Annotated in this window: 16 protein-coding genes; 7 read left to right on the top strand and 9 right to left on the bottom strand. The window is 64.3% G+C overall.

All coding sequences use genetic code 11. The features are described 5' to 3' along the window. Positions 1-284: 284 nt before the first annotated feature. The 3 genes from E2I15_RS08380 to E2I15_RS08375 form a co-directional block, all read right to left on the bottom strand. The gene (locus E2I15_RS08380; RefSeq protein WP_137483508.1) at positions 285-623 is read right to left on the bottom strand and encodes a hypothetical protein; all 339 of its coding nucleotides are present in this window, start codon (positions 621-623) and stop codon (positions 285-287) included. Further along, the gene (locus E2I15_RS39820) at positions 547-1,254 is read right to left on the bottom strand and encodes a DUF5343 domain-containing protein (RefSeq protein WP_170991806.1); all 708 of its coding nucleotides are present in this window, start codon (positions 1,252-1,254) and stop codon (positions 547-549) included. Before E2I15_RS39820 ends, E2I15_RS08380 begins: the two co-directional genes overlap by 77 nt. Positions 1,255-1,374: 120 nt before the next feature. Further along, a complete protein-coding gene (locus tag E2I15_RS08375; protein ID WP_137483507.1) occupies positions 1,375-5,148 on the bottom strand; it encodes a vitamin B12-dependent ribonucleotide reductase in 3,774 nt (1,257 codons plus the stop codon). Between the two features lie 819 nt (positions 5,149-5,967). Here E2I15_RS08375 and E2I15_RS08370 point away from each other — a divergent pair. Both E2I15_RS08370 and E2I15_RS08365 read left to right on the top strand, forming a co-directional pair. Beyond that, positions 5,968-6,861: a DMT family transporter gene (locus E2I15_RS08370; protein WP_137483506.1), complete on the top strand. Its 894-nt coding sequence runs from the start codon at positions 5,968-5,970 to the stop codon at positions 6,859-6,861. Between the two features lie 213 nt (positions 6,862-7,074). Then, positions 7,075-7,407, top strand: coding sequence for a hypothetical protein (locus tag E2I15_RS08365; protein WP_246729374.1), 333 nt, complete (start codon positions 7,075-7,077; stop codon positions 7,405-7,407). 9 nt (positions 7,408-7,416) lie between these two features. Here the strand turns inward: E2I15_RS08365 and E2I15_RS08360 are convergent, their stop codons facing one another. Together E2I15_RS08360 and E2I15_RS08355 are read right to left on the bottom strand one after the other, a co-directional pair. Next, a complete protein-coding gene (locus E2I15_RS08360; RefSeq protein ID WP_137483504.1) occupies positions 7,417-9,654 on the bottom strand; it encodes a CHASE3 domain-containing protein in 2,238 nt (745 codons plus the stop codon). A gap of 19 nt (positions 9,655-9,673) precedes the next feature. Next, positions 9,674-10,078 carry a response regulator gene (locus E2I15_RS08355; RefSeq protein WP_026192708.1) on the bottom strand — a complete coding sequence of 135 codons (405 nt, stop codon included), beginning with the start codon at positions 10,076-10,078 and terminating at the stop codon, positions 9,674-9,676. Positions 10,079-10,258: 180 nt separating this feature from the next. Here E2I15_RS08355 and E2I15_RS08350 point away from each other — a divergent pair, with 180 nt between their 5' ends. After that, entirely contained in the window at positions 10,259-11,146 is an 888-nt protein-coding gene (locus E2I15_RS08350; RefSeq protein ID WP_137483503.1) for a DMT family transporter, read from the top strand. Positions 11,147-11,210: 64 nt separating this feature from the next. Here the strand turns inward: E2I15_RS08350 and E2I15_RS08345 are convergent, their stop codons facing one another. Next, positions 11,211-11,777, bottom strand: coding sequence for a BA14K family protein (locus E2I15_RS08345; protein ID WP_137483502.1), 567 nt, complete (start codon positions 11,775-11,777; stop codon positions 11,211-11,213). 265 nt (positions 11,778-12,042) lie between these two features. Here E2I15_RS08345 and E2I15_RS08340 point away from each other — a divergent pair, with 265 nt between their 5' ends. Next, positions 12,043-12,453 carry an NADH:ubiquinone oxidoreductase subunit NDUFA12 gene (locus E2I15_RS08340; protein WP_018271393.1) on the top strand — a complete coding sequence of 137 codons (411 nt, stop codon included), beginning with the start codon at positions 12,043-12,045 and terminating at the stop codon, positions 12,451-12,453. Positions 12,454-12,835: 382 nt separating this feature from the next. Here the strand turns inward: E2I15_RS08340 and E2I15_RS39815 are convergent, their stop codons facing one another. Next, positions 12,836-13,210: a LysR substrate-binding domain-containing protein gene (locus tag E2I15_RS39815; RefSeq protein ID WP_137483515.1), complete on the bottom strand. Its 375-nt coding sequence runs from the start codon at positions 13,208-13,210 to the stop codon at positions 12,836-12,838. A 196-nt stretch (positions 13,211-13,406) separates the two neighbouring features. Here E2I15_RS39815 and E2I15_RS39810 point away from each other — a divergent pair, with 196 nt between their 5' ends. Further along, on the top strand, positions 13,407-13,565 hold the full coding sequence (locus E2I15_RS39810; protein ID WP_210241924.1) for a substrate-binding domain-containing protein: 159 nt from the start codon (positions 13,407-13,409) through the stop codon (positions 13,563-13,565). A gap of 43 nt (positions 13,566-13,608) precedes the next feature. Here E2I15_RS39810 and E2I15_RS08330 read toward each other — a convergent pair whose 3' ends face one another. Next, positions 13,609-14,307, bottom strand: coding sequence for a DJ-1/PfpI family protein (locus E2I15_RS08330; protein WP_137483501.1), 699 nt, complete (start codon positions 14,305-14,307; stop codon positions 13,609-13,611). A 191-nt stretch (positions 14,308-14,498) separates the two neighbouring features. On the opposite strand from E2I15_RS08330, the gene E2I15_RS08325 reads away from it, so the two are divergent. Further along, on the top strand, positions 14,499-15,437 hold the full coding sequence (locus E2I15_RS08325; RefSeq protein WP_137483500.1) for a GlxA family transcriptional regulator: 939 nt from the start codon (positions 14,499-14,501) through the stop codon (positions 15,435-15,437). Between the two features lie 122 nt (positions 15,438-15,559). After that, on the top strand, positions 15,560-15,778 hold the full coding sequence (locus tag E2I15_RS08320; RefSeq protein ID WP_137483499.1) for a hypothetical protein: 219 nt from the start codon (positions 15,560-15,562) through the stop codon (positions 15,776-15,778). 250 nt (positions 15,779-16,028) lie between these two features. On the opposite strand, the gene E2I15_RS08315 is transcribed toward E2I15_RS08320, so the two are convergent. Continuing rightward, a complete protein-coding gene (locus tag E2I15_RS08315; RefSeq protein ID WP_063616696.1) occupies positions 16,029-16,463 on the bottom strand; it encodes a hypothetical protein in 435 nt (144 codons plus the stop codon). Positions 16,464-16,565 lie beyond the last annotated feature (102 nt).

Below are 16,565 nucleotides of genomic sequence, written 5' to 3'. Positions count from 1 at the left end.
GGCAGCCCGGCAATGATTTGACGTCCATCAAAGGCCGAGGCCACCAAGCAAGGCATCATTTGAAATACGTTGCGAGGGCTGGCCAGACCCGGATTGTGTTCTCGTTGCGCAACGGAGGGCCTCTCCATTTTGAGAGGGTCCGGTGGAGGCCGCCATCCTCAGTTGGCGGCCTCTTTCATTACAGGGGCCCGCGCCAAGTCCATCAAAGGATAGCAGCAATGTCCGATTCCGTCACGGTTGGATGCAATGACGGAGCGTCACACGAGTCTGGGGACTCGTCACTGTTACATCGAGCGGCGGCGCTGCGCTTCGTACCACCGCAACGAAGCAGCCGCATAACCTGCCATGTGTGGAGTCCACATCAATGCGTTGCGCCGCGCCCAGTCCCAAGCCGCGCGTTCGCGCCCGATCTGATCGGTGGATTGGTCACGGCTCTTGATGTGGCCCAACTCGTGCATCGCGACCGCATAGGCAACCTCTGACGTGATGTGCGGCGTGAGGATGAATTCCAGCTCACCGCTCAGTGCCAACGCCTTCGACGGAACGTCACACCATTGGACATCCGCTTCTTCGTCGGCGCACAGTTTCAAAAAATGCTTTTTGAGATCGGCTATGGTGGTCATCTTGCAAACCTCGGATCAACAGGCGTTGTTGCCGTTGATCCCGATCAAGGAATTCCAAAAGGCCGCAGGAGCAAGCTAGATGTATTTGGATGTTGTAATGTAGGCTCCGGCTTAGAGAGCTCATTGACTTGGCAACGCTCTCGCCTTGGAGTGATTCTTCACGAACGTCATTCTCCGATGGGAGCTCGATTTTTATACTCTGTCGCGGGGTTGCTGAAATGTCGGCTTGCGACAGGAGTCCAAAGAAAGTCCGCGTCATTAGGGCTGCAATATTGTCACTAGCGTTGTGATAACTCTTAAACTTGCCCTCGATGGCACTCCTGTCCGCCGTCGTCGGATGCTCTTTAATAAGAAAGATGTCCGAGTAAGCCTCGCGGATAGCTTGGCCAAGCACCTGCTTCGACTGAGAATGGTCTCTATACTCTGAGTATCTCTGAGTTGGCGTTCCGTCGGCTGTTAGAAATCCGATGGCCTTCAGAAGAGGTATGAAAGCCCGATCGTTGGTCGAGGTGAAACCCCAATCTTTGAGCAACTGAATTGTGAATCGAGCTGGTACCTGACCGTCTTGAATTTTTCTGAGTAGGTCGGGAATGCGGTTGGTCGGCAATACGTAGGCGTTTGTTAGTGCCACAGTCTGACTCGCGGTTTTGATGTACAACCTGTAGTACGCTTCGCACTATTCATGCTTTGTTCCGCCAAGTCAATAACGGCGCAAATGCGCCGTTATTGCTGTCTCACAAAGCCTGCCGTCTCACGAACACCCCGTCGTAGACCCGCAAGTATCGCACTTCATGCAGGTCCCGTTCCGCACCAGCGTGAAGTTGCCGCACTCCGAGCACATCTCGCCTTCGTAGCCCTTGGCCTTCGCTTCGGCGCGGCGCTCCGCCTTGGACGGGGCGGCGGCTGCGGCGGTGCCGGGCTTGCTCCAGTTCAATGCCTCGAGCTTCTCGGTCGGTGAGAGGTCGTGGCTGACCTCCTGCTTCAGGGCGACCGCGCCTTCGACGGTATCGGAGGCGCCGCGCGAGGTTGCGCCGTGGGAGGCCAGCGCGGTGACGCGGTTGCCGGCGGGCGCGTTGTCGGCGCCCTGGCTCACCGCGGCCGAGCCGCCGCGCATGACGACGAGGTTGTCGGTGCGCGACCGGGTCAGGCCTTTCGACAGGTACTTGGTCGCCTGGTGCTGGGCGGGGGCCTCATCCGGCTCCTTGCCTTCCTCGACGCCCTTGCCGAGCGCGTCGAAGCCGCTTTCGTTCGGATCGACATGGGCGAGATCGAACCGCGCCATGTAGCTCACCGCGAGCTCGCGGAAGACATAGTCGAGGATCGAGGTCGCGTACTTGATGGAGTCGTTGCCCTGCACGGGACCTGCGGGCTCGAAGCGGGTGAAGGTGAAGGCGTCGACATACTCTTCCAGCGGCACGCCGTATTGCAGACCCAGGGATACTGCGATCGCAAAATTGTTGATGAAGGAGCGCAGCGCCGCGCCTTCCTTGTGCATGTCGATGAAGATCTCGCCGAGCCGTCCGTCGTCATATTCGCCGGTGCGGAGATAAACCTTATGTCCGCCGACCACCGCCTTCTGGGTGTAACCCTTGCGGCGATCGGGCATCTTCTCGCGCTCGCGCATCACGACGATGCGCTCGACCAGCTTCTCGACGATCTTCTCCGAGACCTGGGCGGCACGCGCCGCCATCGGCTTCTCGTAGAGCGCTTCCACCGCATCGTCCTCGTCCTCATCGTCGGCGATGAGCTGCGAGTTGAGCGGCTGCGACAGCTTCGAGCCGTCGCGGTACAGCGCGTTGGCCTTCAGCGCCAGCTTCCACGACAACAGGTAGGCGGACTTGCAGTCCTCCACCGTGGCGTCGTTCGGCATGTTGATGGTCTTGGAGATCGCGCCCGAGATGAACGGCTGCGAGGCCGCCATCATCCTGATGTGGCTCTCGACCGAGAGGTAACGCTTGCCAATCTTGCCGCAGGGGTTGGCGCAGTCGAACACAGGGTAGTGCTCGGCCTTCAGGTGCGGGGCGCCTTCCACCGTCATCGCGCCGCAGATGTGCACGTTGGCGGCCTCGATCTCGCGCTTGGTGAAGCCGACGGCCTGGAGCAGGTCGAAGCCCGGCGCAGCAATGGCTTCCGCGCCGATGCCGAGCTGGTCGCGGATGAAGTCTTCGCCAAAGGTCCACTTGTTGAAGGCGAACTTGATGTCGAACGCGGTCGGCAGCGCCTTTTCCACCTTGGCGATGGCTTCATCGGTGAAGCCTTTTGCCTTCAGGGTTGAGGCGTTGATGCCCGGCGCATTCGACAGCGAGCCGTGGCCGACGGCGTAGGCCTCGATCTCGGCGATCTCGCTCTCGCGATAGCCGAGCGCGCGCAGCGCGGATGGTACTGCCTGGTTGATGATCTTGAAGTAGCCGCCGCCGGCGAGCTTCTTGAACTTCACCAGCGCGAAGTCGGGCTCGATCCCGGTGGTGTCGCAATCCATCACCAGGCCAATGGTGCCGGTCGGCGCCACCACCGTGGTCTGGGCATTGCGATAGCCGTTGACCTCGCCGAGCGCCAGCGCGTCGTCCCAGGCCAGCTTGGCGTGGGTGACGATGTCAGCTTGCGGGCAGGAGGCGTGATCGAGCGGCACCGGGTTGACCGAGAGCGCCTCGTAACCTGACGCATTGCCGTGGGCGGCGCGGCGGTGGTTGCGGATCACGCGCAGCATGTGCGCGGCGTTCTTCTTGTAGCCGGGGAAGGTGCCGAGCTCGGCCGCCATCTCGGCCGAGGTCTTGTAGGCGATGCCGGTCATCACAGCGGTCAGCGCGCCGCACAGCGAGCGGCCTTCCTTCGAGTCATAGGGCAGGCCCATGGTCATCAAGAGGCCGCCGATGTTTGCAAAGCCGAGGCCGAGCGTGCGGAATTCGTAGGACAGTTCGGCGATCGCCTTCGACGGGAACTGGGCCATCATGACGGAGATTTCGAGCACGATGGTCCAGAGCCGGCAGAGGTGCTCGTAGGACTCGACGTCGAACCGCTTGGTGGTCGTGCTGTAGAACGTCAGCAGGTTGGCGGAAGCGAGGTTGCACGCCGTGTCGTCCAGGAACATGTATTCCGAGCACGGATTGGACGCGCGGATGTCGCCGGACGACTTGCAGGTGTGCCAGTCGTTCATCGTGGTGTTGAAGTGCAGGCCGGGATCGGCGCTCGCCCAGGCGGCGTAGCCGATCTTCTCCCAGAGGTCGCGGGCCTTCAGCGTCTTCGTCACCTTCCTGGTGGTGCGGCCCACCAGATTCCAGTCACCATCCGTTTCCACCGCGCGCAGAAAATCGTCCTTCAGCGACACCGAGTTGTTGGAGTTCTGGCCGGAGACGGTGAGATACGCTTCGGAATCCCAGTCGGTGTCATAAGTGTCGAACTGGATGTCCTTGTAGCCCTGCTTGGCAAACTGGATGACGCGCTTGATGTAGTTGTCCGGCACGAGGTTGCGGCGCGCGAGCTTGATCTCGCGGCGCAGGGCCGGGTTCTTCTCCGGATCGAAGCAGTCGTCGCCACTGCCTTCGCAGTTCACGCAGGCCTTCATCACGGCCTTGAGATGCTTCTGGTTGATCTTGGAGCCGGTGACGAGGGCGGCGACCTTCTGCTCCTCCTTCACCTTCCAGTCGATATAGGTCTCGATATCGGGGTGATCGGCATCGACCACCACCATCTTGGCGGCGCGGCGCGTGGTGCCGCCCGACTTGATCGCGCCCGCAGCGCGGTCGCCGATCTTGAGGAAGCTCATCAGGCCGGACGAGCGGCCGCCGCCGGAGAGCTTTTCGCCTTCGCCGCGCAGGCTCGAGAAGTTGGAGCCGGTGCCGGAGCCATACTTGAACAGGCGCGCCTCGCGCACCCAGAGGTCCATGATGCCGCCCTCGTTGACGAGGTCGTCGCCGACGCCCTGGATGAAGCAGGCATGCGGCTGCGGATGCTCATAGGCCGACTTCGATTTTGTCAGCTTGCCGGTCTTCCAGTCGACGTAATAGTGGCCCTGGCCGGGACCATCGACGCCATAGGCCCAGTGCAGCCCGGTGTTGAACCACTGCGGCGAGTTCGGCGCGACCATCTGTTTTGCCAGCTGGAAGCGGAGTTCGTCGAAGAAGGCGAGGGCGTCTTCTTCCGTGGAGAAGTAGCCGCCCTTCCAGCCCCAATAGGTCCAGCAGCCGGCGAGGCGATCGAACACCTGCTTGGCGCTGGTCTCGCCGACGATGCGCTCGTTCTCGGGCAGCGCCGCCAGCGCGTCGGTGTCCGGCACCGAACGCCACAGCCAGGACGGCACGGTCTCTTCCTCGACCTTCTTCAGGCGCGCGGCGACGCCGGCCTTGCGGAAATACTTCTGCGCCAGCACGTCGGAGGCGACCTGCGACCAGAACTCCGGAACCTCGACGTTCTCGGCGCGGAACACGACCGAGCCGTCCGGATTGCGGATCTCTGATGTGGTCAGGCGGAAATTGATCCCGGCATAGGGAGATTGTCCGCTGGTGGTGTTGCGTCGTTCGATTCGCATGGTCGAGCCCCGTCTCTTCTTCTGCCCGGCCCCACGTTTCCCCGCAGGTGCCGGAATGTTATCTGTTCGCGGACTTGAGGGAACACGCGTCAGCACGCCTCCCGTCGTCCGCAGCTCAGCCGGTGGATCCGGCCTGTTTTCTCTCATCCGCTGGGCGCCGGTATGACCGGCCCTGCGGCGGCATCGTCCCGGCGCGCCGCCCGACTGGTCGGGTGCTCCGGGTCATGCATTCAACGCCCCAAAACGCTTCACGCGACACGTCACGCGTACGCTTCTTTGCGGGCCGGTTACGGCCTCTGTTTCCGGGTCCTTCGCGGCCCGTTCCGTCGTCCCGACAGTGGCCAAAATCAGGGCAGAGAAGCCCTTCACCCGCGGCCCGAAGGCCTGGCGGAGTGGTCATTTTGGAACCCTTGTGGGAGCGACCGGCGGGGACCCAAACACACTCGCGCCGAACAGGTTGAAAGCTAGGCCATGTCTGTCACGCCCGTCAAGGACTAGTACGAGTTTCTGAATCAAACACTAAATATGGTGGAAAGAGGGGGATAACAGGGGTCGGTGCCGCGCCTGTGATCGAGCCAACTATCGGTGAGTCCTCAGGGATTCCCAAGCCAAAAATATTCCTATCGCCTGTGGATCGGAGCTTCGCCCCGCTGTTCACAGGCGAAGTTTTTATTCGCGCTGCCGGATTGAATTTTGGGGACTCACGTAAGCCTACGGGCAAACTACGGATCAGGCATGTCAGAGCCGTGATGGTCGGGCGACAAAATCGCGGGCAAGGTGAGGCCGACTCACATCCTCTTCACACCCTTGCCGGGTTCCATGACAGTCCAGAAGCCTCAAGCGCGGCTGCGCCTTGCGCCCGCCGGCCTGATGTTCCTCGCCATCACCTCGGTGGGCTGGGGGTTCAACTGGCCGTCCACCAAGTTCCTGCTCAGCGAGCTGCCGCCGCTGACCCTGCGCGGCACCACCGGGGTGATCGGCGCCGTGCTGCTGGCGGCGCTGGCGCTGATCCGCGCCCAGAGCCTGCAGGTCGAGAAACGGCTGTGGCCGCGGCTCGTGCTGTATGCGGCGCTCAACGTCACCGGTTGGATGGTGCTGATGGGACTGGCGCTGCTCTGGCTGCCGGCGAGCGAGGCCGCGCTGATCGCCTACACCATGCCGGTATGGGCCTCGCTGCTGGCCTGGCCGGTGCTCGGCGAACGGCCGACGTTGCTGCGCACCATCGCACTGGTGATGGCCTTTGCTGGCCTCGCCGCGATCATGGGCGGCAGCGGCATCAGCGCTAGCAAAGAGAAGCTGCCGGGAATCATCATGGCGCTCGGCGGCGCCTTCGGCTTTGCGCTCGGCACCGTGCTGGCAAAGAAATATCCGCTGGTGATGCCGCCGATCCCGGCCGCGGCCTGGCAGATCGGCCTCGGCTGCGTGCCGATCGCGATCGTCGGCCTCCTGATCGAGACCACGCATCTCGACCGCATCACGACGGTCGGCTGGTGGCTGCTGGTCTATTCGACGCTGATCCAGTTTTGCGTCGCCTATGTCGCGTGGTTTGCCGCGCTCGCGCGCCTGCCGGCCTCGGTCGCGGCGATCGGCACCATGGCGGTGCCTGTGATCGGCGTGGTGGCCTCCGCGGTCGCGCTGCACGAGCCGCTGGGGCCGAGCCAGATCGTCGCGCTGCTCTTCACGCTCGCCGGCGTCGCGCTGGCGACGAGGTAGCTGCTCGGTCGACACCCCTTCACCGTTGATCTATCTCAAGTGCCGTCGTCGAGCCCGCCGGTAATATGCTTGGACTGGAGCAAGCTGCCGCGACTGGAAGCAATTCGCTTTGGCTGAAGGAGCCCTAAAATGTCTGCTCGGCGAACGGCAAGATTATGCGCCCTCCTGGCCTGCACGGGAGCTCTGCTACCCTCTCAGGCGAAGGCATTCGATTTGAACGGCGCCTGGGCAACCAACGCCGATCAGTGCAGTAAGATCTTCGTCAAGAAGGGCAATCAGATCAGCTTCGCCAGGTTTTCCGACGAGTTCGGCGGCGGCTTCGTTGCCGACGACAAGGCGATCAGAGGCTCGGCCGCGCACTGTGTCATCAAGTCGCGAAAAGAGATCGGCGATTCGATCGAGCTCCGGGCGCTCTGCGCGTCCGACATCATGACGTCCGCCATCGAGCTTCACCTGAAGATCGTCGATCAAGACAACATTTCGAGAATCTTCACCGACCCGGATATGACGGGGATGCAGTTGAGCTATTCGCGCTGCGCGATGTAGTCCGGCAAATCACTCCCCGAGCGCCTGCTGCAGCATGCCGGCGAGCTGCGCCTTGCGGTAGGGCTTGGCCAGCAGCAGCACGCCTTCGTCGAGGCGGCCGTGATGCACGATCGCATTCTCGGTGTAGCCCGAGGTGTAGAGCACCTTGATGCCGGGGCGGCGTTTTTGCACCTCATCGGCAAGCTGGCGGCCGTTCATGCCGCCGGGCATGATCACGTCGGTGAACAGGAGGTCGAACTTCTCGCCCTTGTCGACCAGCGCCAGTGCGGCGCGGGCGTCGGGCACGGCGATGGTCTTGTAGCCGAGGCTGCCCAGCTGCGTGACCACATAGTTACGCACCAGCTGGTCGTCTTCGACCACCAGGATGACTTCGCTGCCGCGCCGCACCGGCTCCGGCGCGGGCGCTTCCACCTCGACCTGGCCGCGGGCAGGGGGCAGGTAGAGCTTGATCGTGGTGCCGTGGCCTTCCTCGCTGTAGATCTTGATGTGGCCGCCGGACTGCTTGACGAAGCCGTAGACCATGCTCATGCCGAGGCCGGAGCCCTTGCCGACTTCCTTGGTGGTGAAGAACGGCTCGAACACCTTGTCCTGCACCGCGTGCGACATGCCGGTGCCGGTGTCGCTGACCGCGAGCAGCACGTAGCGGCCCGGCGTGATGTCGGGATTGGTGGCCGCATAGGCATCGTCGAGCACGATGTTGCTGGTCTCGAACAGCAGCTTGCCGCCGTTCGGCATCGCGTCGCGGGCGTTGATCGCCATGTTGAGCAGCGAATTGGCGAGCTGCGACGGATCGATATGGACGCTGGCGACGTCGGGCGCCAGCACCGAATTGATCTCGATCTGCTCTCCGAGCGTCGGCCGCAGCAGCTTGGCGATGTCGACCACGGTGCCGTTGATGTCGACGGTGCGCGGCTCGAGCGGCTGGCGGCGCGCGAAGGCGAGCAGATGCTGGATCAGCTCACGGCACCGCTCGGCGGCGCGGTCGATCAGCTCGGCGGTTTGCGCAAGCTTGGGCTGGCTGCGCAGGCTGTCGACCAGGGTCTCGGTGGTGCCGGTGATGACCGTCAGCATGTTGTTGAAGTCGTGCGCGACGCCGCCGGTCAGCTTGCCGATGGCGTCGAGCTTCTGCGCCTGCTGCAGCTTGTGCTCGGTTTCGCGCGAGGCGGTGATGTCGTGATAGATCAGCGCCGCGCCGGTGACGGTGTTGTCGTCGTCGCGCAGCGGTCGGCCCGACACCACGAGGTGGATTTCCGGCGCGCCGCGCACCGGCCGGGCGACGAATTCCAGCCCGTCGAACTCCTCGCCGCGCAGCGCCTTGGCCGAGGGCATGTCGTCGGCCTTCATCGGCGTGACGCCGTTGGCCTGGAACACGTTGCTCATGGCGCGCAGCTGCCGGACCGTCATGCCCGGCTTGTAGCGCAGCATCTTCTCGGCGGCCGGGTTCGACAGCAGCACGGTGCCGGCGCCGTCGATCACCAGCACTGCCTCCGCCATGGTGCGGAAGGTGGTTTCCATCACCGCGGTGGAACGGCGGAGTTCCTCGAGCGCGGCGCCGAGATCCTTGGTGCGTTCGGCGACCTTGCCCTCGAGCGACAGATTGGTCGCTTTGGTCGCGCTGAGCGCGCCCTGCAATTCGCGGCTGGCGCGCCGGGCCGTCAGCGTCAGCGCGACCGCGAGCAGCAGGATCATCGCCACGCCGGCGAGGTCGATCGCCAGCAGCAGCCGCCCGTTGGTCTTCGACTGGTCGGTGCGAATCCGGAGCAGGCGGCGCTCTTCGGTGACGAGGCGGTCGAGCGCGCCTCCGACCTTGTCCATCAGGGCGCGGCTCTCGCCTGCGGAGATCAGCGCCGCGGCGCCGGTCGTGTCGCCCGCCGTGCGCAACCGGATCAGTTCGGCGCCCTGCGCAATGGCGCGTTCGACCTCTGCCCTGGTGCCCGTGATCAGCTGCGCTTCCGCGGGCGCCGATTTCACCGCGGCCATCAGTTCGTCGAAGGCGGCGGTGAGGGCTGCGCTCTGCTCGCGAAACTCGTCGGCGAAGGAGGCGTCGCCGGTCAGCGCGAAACCGCGCGCCGCGCTCTCGACGCCCCGCGGCAGCGGACGCGCATCCGAAATGCATTTGAGGATTCTGAGGGTGCGATCGACCGAATCAATCTCGCTGCGCGATTTGACATCCAACCCGATCGACGCCGCGCTGATGACGAGGAGGATCGCAAGGCCGCTGCCGAGAATGAGACGCTGGGAAGCCATCGACGATTAGTACGAGCAATTATTTCGAAAGACGAGCGGAAGGTGCATACTTCGCAAGACATTCGTTAACGGCGGCGATCAGCGCCTGCGGGGTGAACGGCTTGCGCAGGCAGGCGGATGCGCCGAGCTCGATCGTCATCCGCAGGAAGTCCGGCGCGCGGTCGGCATTGGCGAAGGCATAGCCGGACATCGCGATCACGGGAATATCGGGCGCGCGTTCGTGGAAGACGCGGATCGCCTCGAACCCGCGCATATGCGGCATGAAGACGTCGACCAGCATGACGTCGAAGGTGGCCTGCTCCAGCGCGCGCATGCCGGCTTCACCGCCATCGGCGACGGTGACCTCGAAGCCCTGGCGTTGCAAGCACACCTCGATGGCAACGCACACCATCGGGTCGTCATCAACCACGAGAACGCTCGGCACGACGCATCCTCTCTCTAACGGCCTCGCGTGCCGGCGACTCGCTTGGCCTGTTCGTCAATTAAGGCGGAACCTAGACGGAAAGTCTGTATCATAGAATGCATATGCTGTTTGCTGACAAGCGGATTTCCAGCTAGCCGTGACACATCACCTGTATTTGTCCATCCCCTTTACGACAGGTCCATGACCGCAGTTCCCGTCGCCGGCCGCGCCCCGCTTGGCCTCGCATTCCTGGTGGTCGCCTCGACCGGCTGGGGACTCAACTTCCCGATCATGAAGTTCCTGCTCACGGAGTGGCCGCCGCTGTCGTCGCGCGGGCTGTGCGGCGTGGTCGGCGCGGTTGCGCTCGGCCTGGTCGCGCTGGTGCGGGGACAGACGCTGCGCGTGCCCGACGGCATGTGGTTGCGGCTTGCCTTGGTGTCGACGCTGGCGATCGGCGGCTGGGTCGCGTCCATGGGCCTCGCGCTGATCTGGCTGCGGGCCAGCGAGGCGGCCGTGCTCGGGATAACGATTCCGGTGTGGGTCGCGCTGGTGGCCTGGCCGGTGCTCGGCGAGCGCGTGTCGCTGCCGCGTGCGCTTGCGCTCTGCGTCGCGCTCGCCGGGATCGCGGCGCTGATCGGCGGCGGCGGCATCGACGCGAGCCTCGGCAAGCTGCCGGGGATTCTGTTCGCGCTCGCCGGCGCGATCTGCGTCGGGCTCGGCACGGTGCTGACCAAATCCTTCAAGCTCGCGATGCCGCCGCTGTCGCTGGCGGCCTGGCAGCTTGCGATCGGCTGCGTGCCGATCGCGATCATCGGCGTCTTGATCGAGCAGCCGCAGCTCGCCGCGCTGTCGCAGTTCGGCTGGGCGTCGATGATCTACATGACGCTGATCCAGTTCTGCCTTTGCTATGTCTGCTGGTTTGCCGCGCTCGAGCGATTGCCGGCGGCGACCGCGTCGATCGGCACGCTGCTGGTCCCCGTCGTCGGCGTGCTTGCTGCAGCGGCGATGTTGCGCGAGCCGCTCAGCGCGAGCGACATCGCAGCGCTCGTGGTGACCTTCGTAGCCGTCGCGGTTGCCTTGCGGACATGAGACTTGCGAACATGAAAAAGGGCGGCGCTGGCGCCGCCCTTGCAACTAGGAATTCAAGCCTCCATTACGGGCAGGGGTGCCGCCGGCCGTCATAGCCGAGATAGGTGCCCGAGGCCGGATCGTAGGACTTGTAGCGCTGCGCGCAGTAGCTGGCATCGCCGCCACTCGGCACCTCCACGGCAACGGACGGTTCATCGTAATAGCCGTAGCTGTCGTCATAGTAGCCGGGGCCGTAGCCATAATAGCCGGAGCCGTAATACGCGCCCGAGGCGAGGGCGCCGCCGACGACCGCACCGGCCACCGCGCCGGGCCAGAAGCCGCCGCCACGATGGTAACCGCCGTGCCAGCCGCCACCGCCGCGCCAACCGCCGCCGCCGCCGCCGCCGGCCCAGTGACCGCCGCCACCGCCGCCGTGCCAGCCGCCGCCGCCGCCACCGCCCATGGCACCTCCGCCTCCGCGGCCGCCGCCGCCAAAGCCACCACCGCCGCCGCCGCCACCAACGTGACCACCGCCGCCGCCCATCGCGCCCATCTGGGCGGCAGACTGGGCGAACGAAACGGTCGGCGCCACAGCCAACGGCAGCGCAAGCGCCAGAGCCGCGGCGGTGCTCAGAACCTTCATATTGATCATTTTGGACTCCATCAAAACGGTGAATGTCTAACCATCTCTGCGGTCGGACGTTCCCGTGCTCCACATTGATTGTCATCTTTGCGTAGCCGGCGGCTCATGTATGGCAGCTGAACAAAACTCCTCGTGAGCGCGTCATTTGGTCGCCAAACCGGCGCATAAACCGGGGGCTGTCCGAGGGGTGCGGGGCTACCTTGGCGGCGGCTGGACATTTCGGGAATGAGGTGGCATCAGAGCCGCATAGCCTCGAACCGACGACCGGCCACGCATGAAACAATTCCTGCTGAAATTCTTCACCTGGTGGAATGGCCAGACCTTTGGCACGCAATTGTGGACCTCGCGATTCGGCGAACTGGTCGGCGAGGACGAGCAGGGCAACCGCTATTACCGCACCAAGGGCGGTGAGGTCGATCCGACGCTGCATTTCGAGCGCCGCTGGGTGGTCTACAACGGCTACGCCGAAGCCTCGCGCATTCCGGCCGGCTGGCACGGCTGGCTGCATCACACCGTCGATGTGCCCCCGACCGAGCAGAACTACCAGGCGCGGGAATGGGAGAAGCCGCATCTGCCGAACCTGACCGGCACCGCGCAGGCCTACCGTCCGTCCGGCTCGACGCTGGCGAGCGGCCGCCGCCCCAAGGCAACCGGCGACTATCACGCCTGGACGCCGGGGAGCTGAGCTTCACGCAGGGTTGTCGGCGCCGTGCAGGCGCCTAAGAGCGCGCGTGCATGGCACGCGCGCCCGTGGCACGCGCGTGCGTGCCTGTGGACAACGGTAACAGCGGGGACAGGTCGGCGGCAGCCACTGTTGCCCGCTTGCGCCGCGGGCGGGTTCGCGGCTCAATGGAGCCATCTTACGGAGATGGGAAACCATCGCGTCGGATCGGGCTCCAGATCGCGACTGTCCCGATGAGCAGCGGCCTCCGAGTTGGATGCGGCCGGGAGATAGGCCCCCGGTACAGATGTCCTGAAATCGCCCGCAAATGTGAGGCTACCGTGAGACAGGAAGGGCCGCTCGGGAAACCGGGCGGCCTTTTTCTGTCGCAGGGCCGCTGAAAGCGTCAAAGCGCTCGCTTGTTTTGGGTCAGCGGCCTCGCAACGTCGCGAACGCAGTCCGCGAACACTTGCGCGACGGGGCTCAGCATCCGGCCCTTCAGGGTGAAAATTGCTGTCGGCAGATGCCACCGCGGCAACGTGACGGGCAATGCCTTCAGCAGACCGGCGCCGGGGCCGAACCGCAGCGCCGAGCCTGGAACGAGCGTGAGATAGCGTCCGGTGGCGAGCAGGCTGATGCGCAGGTGTAACGAGTTGCTGAAGACCGTTGCGGTGGGGATCGTCAGCTTCGCGGCACGGAATGCTTCGACGAAGGGCGATCCGGATTCTGCTTCCAGCGTCGACAGGATCCACGGTGCGTCGACGAGCTCTGAAAGCGTCAGCTTGCGACAGCGCGAGCGGGAGCTATTTTCTTCATCTGCTCAAGCGCCTCCGAATCGAGGGCGAGGTGAGGCCGAAGCTCCTGTCCGTAGCAGGGCGGAGCCCGGTAGAGGCTGTCGCTCGCGGCGAAGCGGAGCTAGGAGCTAACAGTGATTACCGTGCCGAATCATCGGGGTCGAGGGTGTCGCCCTTGCGGGAATGCTTCCGGACGAGCTGCAGAACTACACCACCTTCAGCGTCGGCATCAGCGCCGACGCCAGCGAGCCGAACGCTGCCGGGCCATTGATTGCGTTCCTGCGCTCGCCGGCGTCTGCCGCCGCCATGCGGGGCAAAGGATTGGAGCCCATTGCCCCCTGAGGCGCGGCCCTCGGGGAACGACAGCAATTGTCGCGTGGAACTATCAGGACACGGCTTGGGCGAGCCGCGCCGCTGCACGGCCCATCAAGTCGGCACGGCGCGCCTGCGACGGCGCGATCCGCTCTTTCATGAAGGCGAGGATCTCGGCCGGTGCGGTATCCGGCGAGCCCGCGTTGAACGGCGGGGCCGGGTTGTATTCGAGCCTGAGCTGGATCGCTTCCGCTGTCTTGCGGTCGACGAGCTGCGACACCAGCGTCAGCGCGAAGTCGATGCCCGCGGTGACGCCGCCGCCGGTGAAGCGGTTACGGTCGACGCAGACGCGCGTCCTGGTCGGGATGGCTCCGAAGCTCGAAAGGAAATCAATCGCGCTCCAATGCGTGGTGGCGCGATAGCCCTTGAGCAGGCCGGCCGCGCCGAGCACCAGCGATCCCGTGCAGACCGACGTGACGTATTTCGCTCGCTCGGCCTGCCTGCGCAGGAAGGCCAGCATGTCCTGGTCACCGACCATGTCGTCGGTGCCCAAGCCGCCGGGCACGCAGATCACGTCGAGCTGCGGGCAATCGGCAAAGGTCGTGGTCGGCGTCAGGACCATGACGGAATCGGTCGGAACGGGTTCGATGCGTTTCCAGATCAGGTGCACCTTGGCGCCGGGGACCGAGGAGAACACCTGCAGCGGACCGGTCAGGTCGAGCTGGGTCACCTTCGGGAAGACGAGCAATCCAATCTGCAGGGGTTCGGTCATCGGGGCCTCCAAATAGCGCTTGACGGAACCACGATGTCATGATGGCCTCCCGTCCAAAATGGCGTATTTCCCTCATTTTCGGACGCAGAGCTCCCGAGAGATGCAAGGCTCCTGAGACAAGGCTCCTGAGAGACGCAAGGCCCCCGAGAGAGAGCCGCCAGGAAAGTAACGTCACCTGCGAGGATTTGGCGATGATCGGCATCCTTATCTTTCCCGACTTCCAGCTGCTCGACGCGGCCGGCCCGATCGCGGCCTTCGAGATCGCGGCGCGCTTCGCCAACAACGCGCCTGATATCAGGACGATTGCCGTGAAGGCTGGGCCGGTGCGCTCTTCGTCCGGCGTCGAGATGCTCGCGCGCGGCTTCAAGCCGTCGACGGCGATCACGACGCTGATCATTGCGGGCGGCAACGGCGTGCGCACGCCGGCGACCTGTCCGGCCACGCTGTCATTCGTGCGGCGGATGGCGGGCCGCGGCATTCGCGTCGCCAGCGTCTGCTCGGGCGCCTATGTGCTGGCCGAGGCGGGCCTGCTCGACGGCCGCCGCGCCACCACGCATTGGCAGCGCACGCCGCATTTCGTGAAGACCTATCCGAAGATCAAGCTCGAGCCGGACCAGATCTTCGTCCGCGACGGCAACATCTGGAGTTCGGCCGGCATCACCGCCGGCATCGACCTCGCGCTCGCGATGATCACCGAGGATTATGGCGACGAGGTCGCGCAGAACACCGCGCGGCAGCTCGTGCTGTACCATCGGCGCAGCGGCGGGCAGTCGCAGTTTTCCTCGCTGCTGGAGTTGAAGACGCCGAACGGAAGGTTCGGGCCGCTGCTCGCCTGGGCGCGCGAGCATCTCGATGCGCCGCTGACGGTCGAGGACCTCGCCGACAAGGCCGGGATGAGTTCGCGGCATTTCACCCGCGCCTTCATCGCGGAGACCGGCACGACGCCGTCGAAAGCGGTGGAGCGGCTGAGGATCGAAGTCGCGCGGCAGCGCGTGCAGTCGTCGGGCGAGGCGATCGAGCGCGTCGCCGAGATCACCGGCTTCCGCGATCCCGAGCGTATGCGCCGCGCCTTCATCCGCGCCTTCGGCCAGCCGCCGCAATCGCTGCGGCGTGCCGCGCGGGCGGGGTAGGCGCATTTGGGACAAGCTCGTTGTCCGATTTCACGCCATCCACGCCGTCTTTGCAGCGATGAACCTGGCGAGGGTTCCCGTGACCCACGTTAAGTGGGCATTGGGGACCCGAGGAGGTTCTAATGACAAAGCATCGAACGATTACCGGGTTCGTGGCTGTCGCCCTGCTGGCTGTCACCGCAACCGCCGCGACCATCAAGTCGCACGCGCCCCGGACCGACGGCACCGTCGTCGCCGGCACGGACTCGCTCCCGGCCAGGGATTTCAGCGACCGCTGGTCCGCGTTATCCGACTTGTCTCCGGCGACGGTCACGGCCGGGCGTGCAACTGACGCGCGTTAAGGTCATGGACGGAGGTCCGGCCCGGTCGAGGACGCGACCCGGGTAGAGATCACTCGTCTCGCAATAAAAAAGCCCCGCCGAAGCGGGGCAAGATGTTGAACGAGCGACTTAGTCTTGAGCGACCTGGTCTTGAATAGAACTAACGGTTCTGCCGCGCCGGAATAGCGCAGTCATTCGCCAATACAGGATCAGCCCACGATCGCAGAGATCCACGGATGCGCTGATCACGAAACGTGCTTCAACCGAAAAATCACTGGCTCAATGTATCGGTTGCGATCTTCTTCTTGAGTGCTTCGCAGGTATCCCTGACCTCCGCGGTCATCAACGAGACGGCTTCGATCTGCAGGAAGAAACGCTTGCCCTGATCGCGGTAACCGGCAGCGAACTCCTTGATCTCGGCGATCATGTCATGGACGCCTGCGACCATGACCTCGCAGTTCTTGGCGGCCAGTTGCAGTTCCGATCCAAGGGCCTCGATTTCCTTCACCGCCGCTTCGTATTCGCGCACGACCGCCTCGGCCGACAGCTTGCCCACCTCGTTGACGCCGTTGCGATGCTCGACATAGTCCGGCATCGGCGAGAGGGGCCGGATGTTGCTGCGTGGTCGATGCGAAGTCACCGTGTTGATTTCGTCCTCCATCTGCTCCGACGGAGCGCGGGCGAGGACCTCTGCACTAACACTCATGCGAACTCTCCATAAGTTGTTACGGCGAATGGAGTTTAGCAATGTCAACGGATTTGTCTCGATTTTCCACAGTTTTGAGGTGAACGCAATTGTGCACTGCAG

Origin of the sequence: Bradyrhizobium sp. BR2003, from assembly GCF_009720285.1 — a bacterium.
GTDB lineage: Bacteria > Pseudomonadota > Alphaproteobacteria > Rhizobiales > Xanthobacteraceae > Bradyrhizobium > Bradyrhizobium elkanii.
This window is presented reverse-complemented; position numbering and strand designations above follow the sequence as displayed.

Excerpts from the sequence above, each read along its gene's own strand:
- E2I15_RS08380 (WP_137483508.1), bottom strand. The coding sequence starts at position 623 with ATGACCACCATAGCCGATCTCAAAAAGCATTTTTTGAAACTGTGCGCC.
- E2I15_RS08375 (WP_137483507.1), bottom strand. The coding sequence starts at position 5,148 with ATGCGAATCGAACGACGCAACACCACCAGCGGACAATCTCCCTATGCC.
- E2I15_RS08370 (WP_137483506.1), top strand. The coding sequence starts at position 5,968 with ATGACAGTCCAGAAGCCTCAAGCGCGGCTGCGCCTTGCGCCCGCCGGC.
- E2I15_RS08360 (WP_137483504.1), bottom strand. The coding sequence starts at position 9,654 with ATGGCTTCCCAGCGTCTCATTCTCGGCAGCGGCCTTGCGATCCTCCTC.
- E2I15_RS08350 (WP_137483503.1), top strand. The coding sequence starts at position 10,259 with ATGACCGCAGTTCCCGTCGCCGGCCGCGCCCCGCTTGGCCTCGCATTC.
- E2I15_RS08345 (WP_137483502.1), bottom strand. The coding sequence starts at position 11,777 with ATGATCAATATGAAGGTTCTGAGCACCGCCGCGGCTCTGGCGCTTGCG.
- E2I15_RS08340 (WP_018271393.1), top strand. The coding sequence starts at position 12,043 with ATGAAACAATTCCTGCTGAAATTCTTCACCTGGTGGAATGGCCAGACC.
- E2I15_RS39810 (WP_210241924.1), top strand. The coding sequence starts at position 13,407 with ATGCTTCCGGACGAGCTGCAGAACTACACCACCTTCAGCGTCGGCATC.
- E2I15_RS08330 (WP_137483501.1), bottom strand. The coding sequence starts at position 14,307 with ATGACCGAACCCCTGCAGATTGGATTGCTCGTCTTCCCGAAGGTGACC.
- E2I15_RS08325 (WP_137483500.1), top strand. The coding sequence starts at position 14,499 with ATGATCGGCATCCTTATCTTTCCCGACTTCCAGCTGCTCGACGCGGCC.
- E2I15_RS08320 (WP_137483499.1), top strand. The coding sequence starts at position 15,560 with ATGACAAAGCATCGAACGATTACCGGGTTCGTGGCTGTCGCCCTGCTG.
- E2I15_RS08315 (WP_063616696.1), bottom strand. The coding sequence starts at position 16,463 with ATGAGTGTTAGTGCAGAGGTCCTCGCCCGCGCTCCGTCGGAGCAGATG.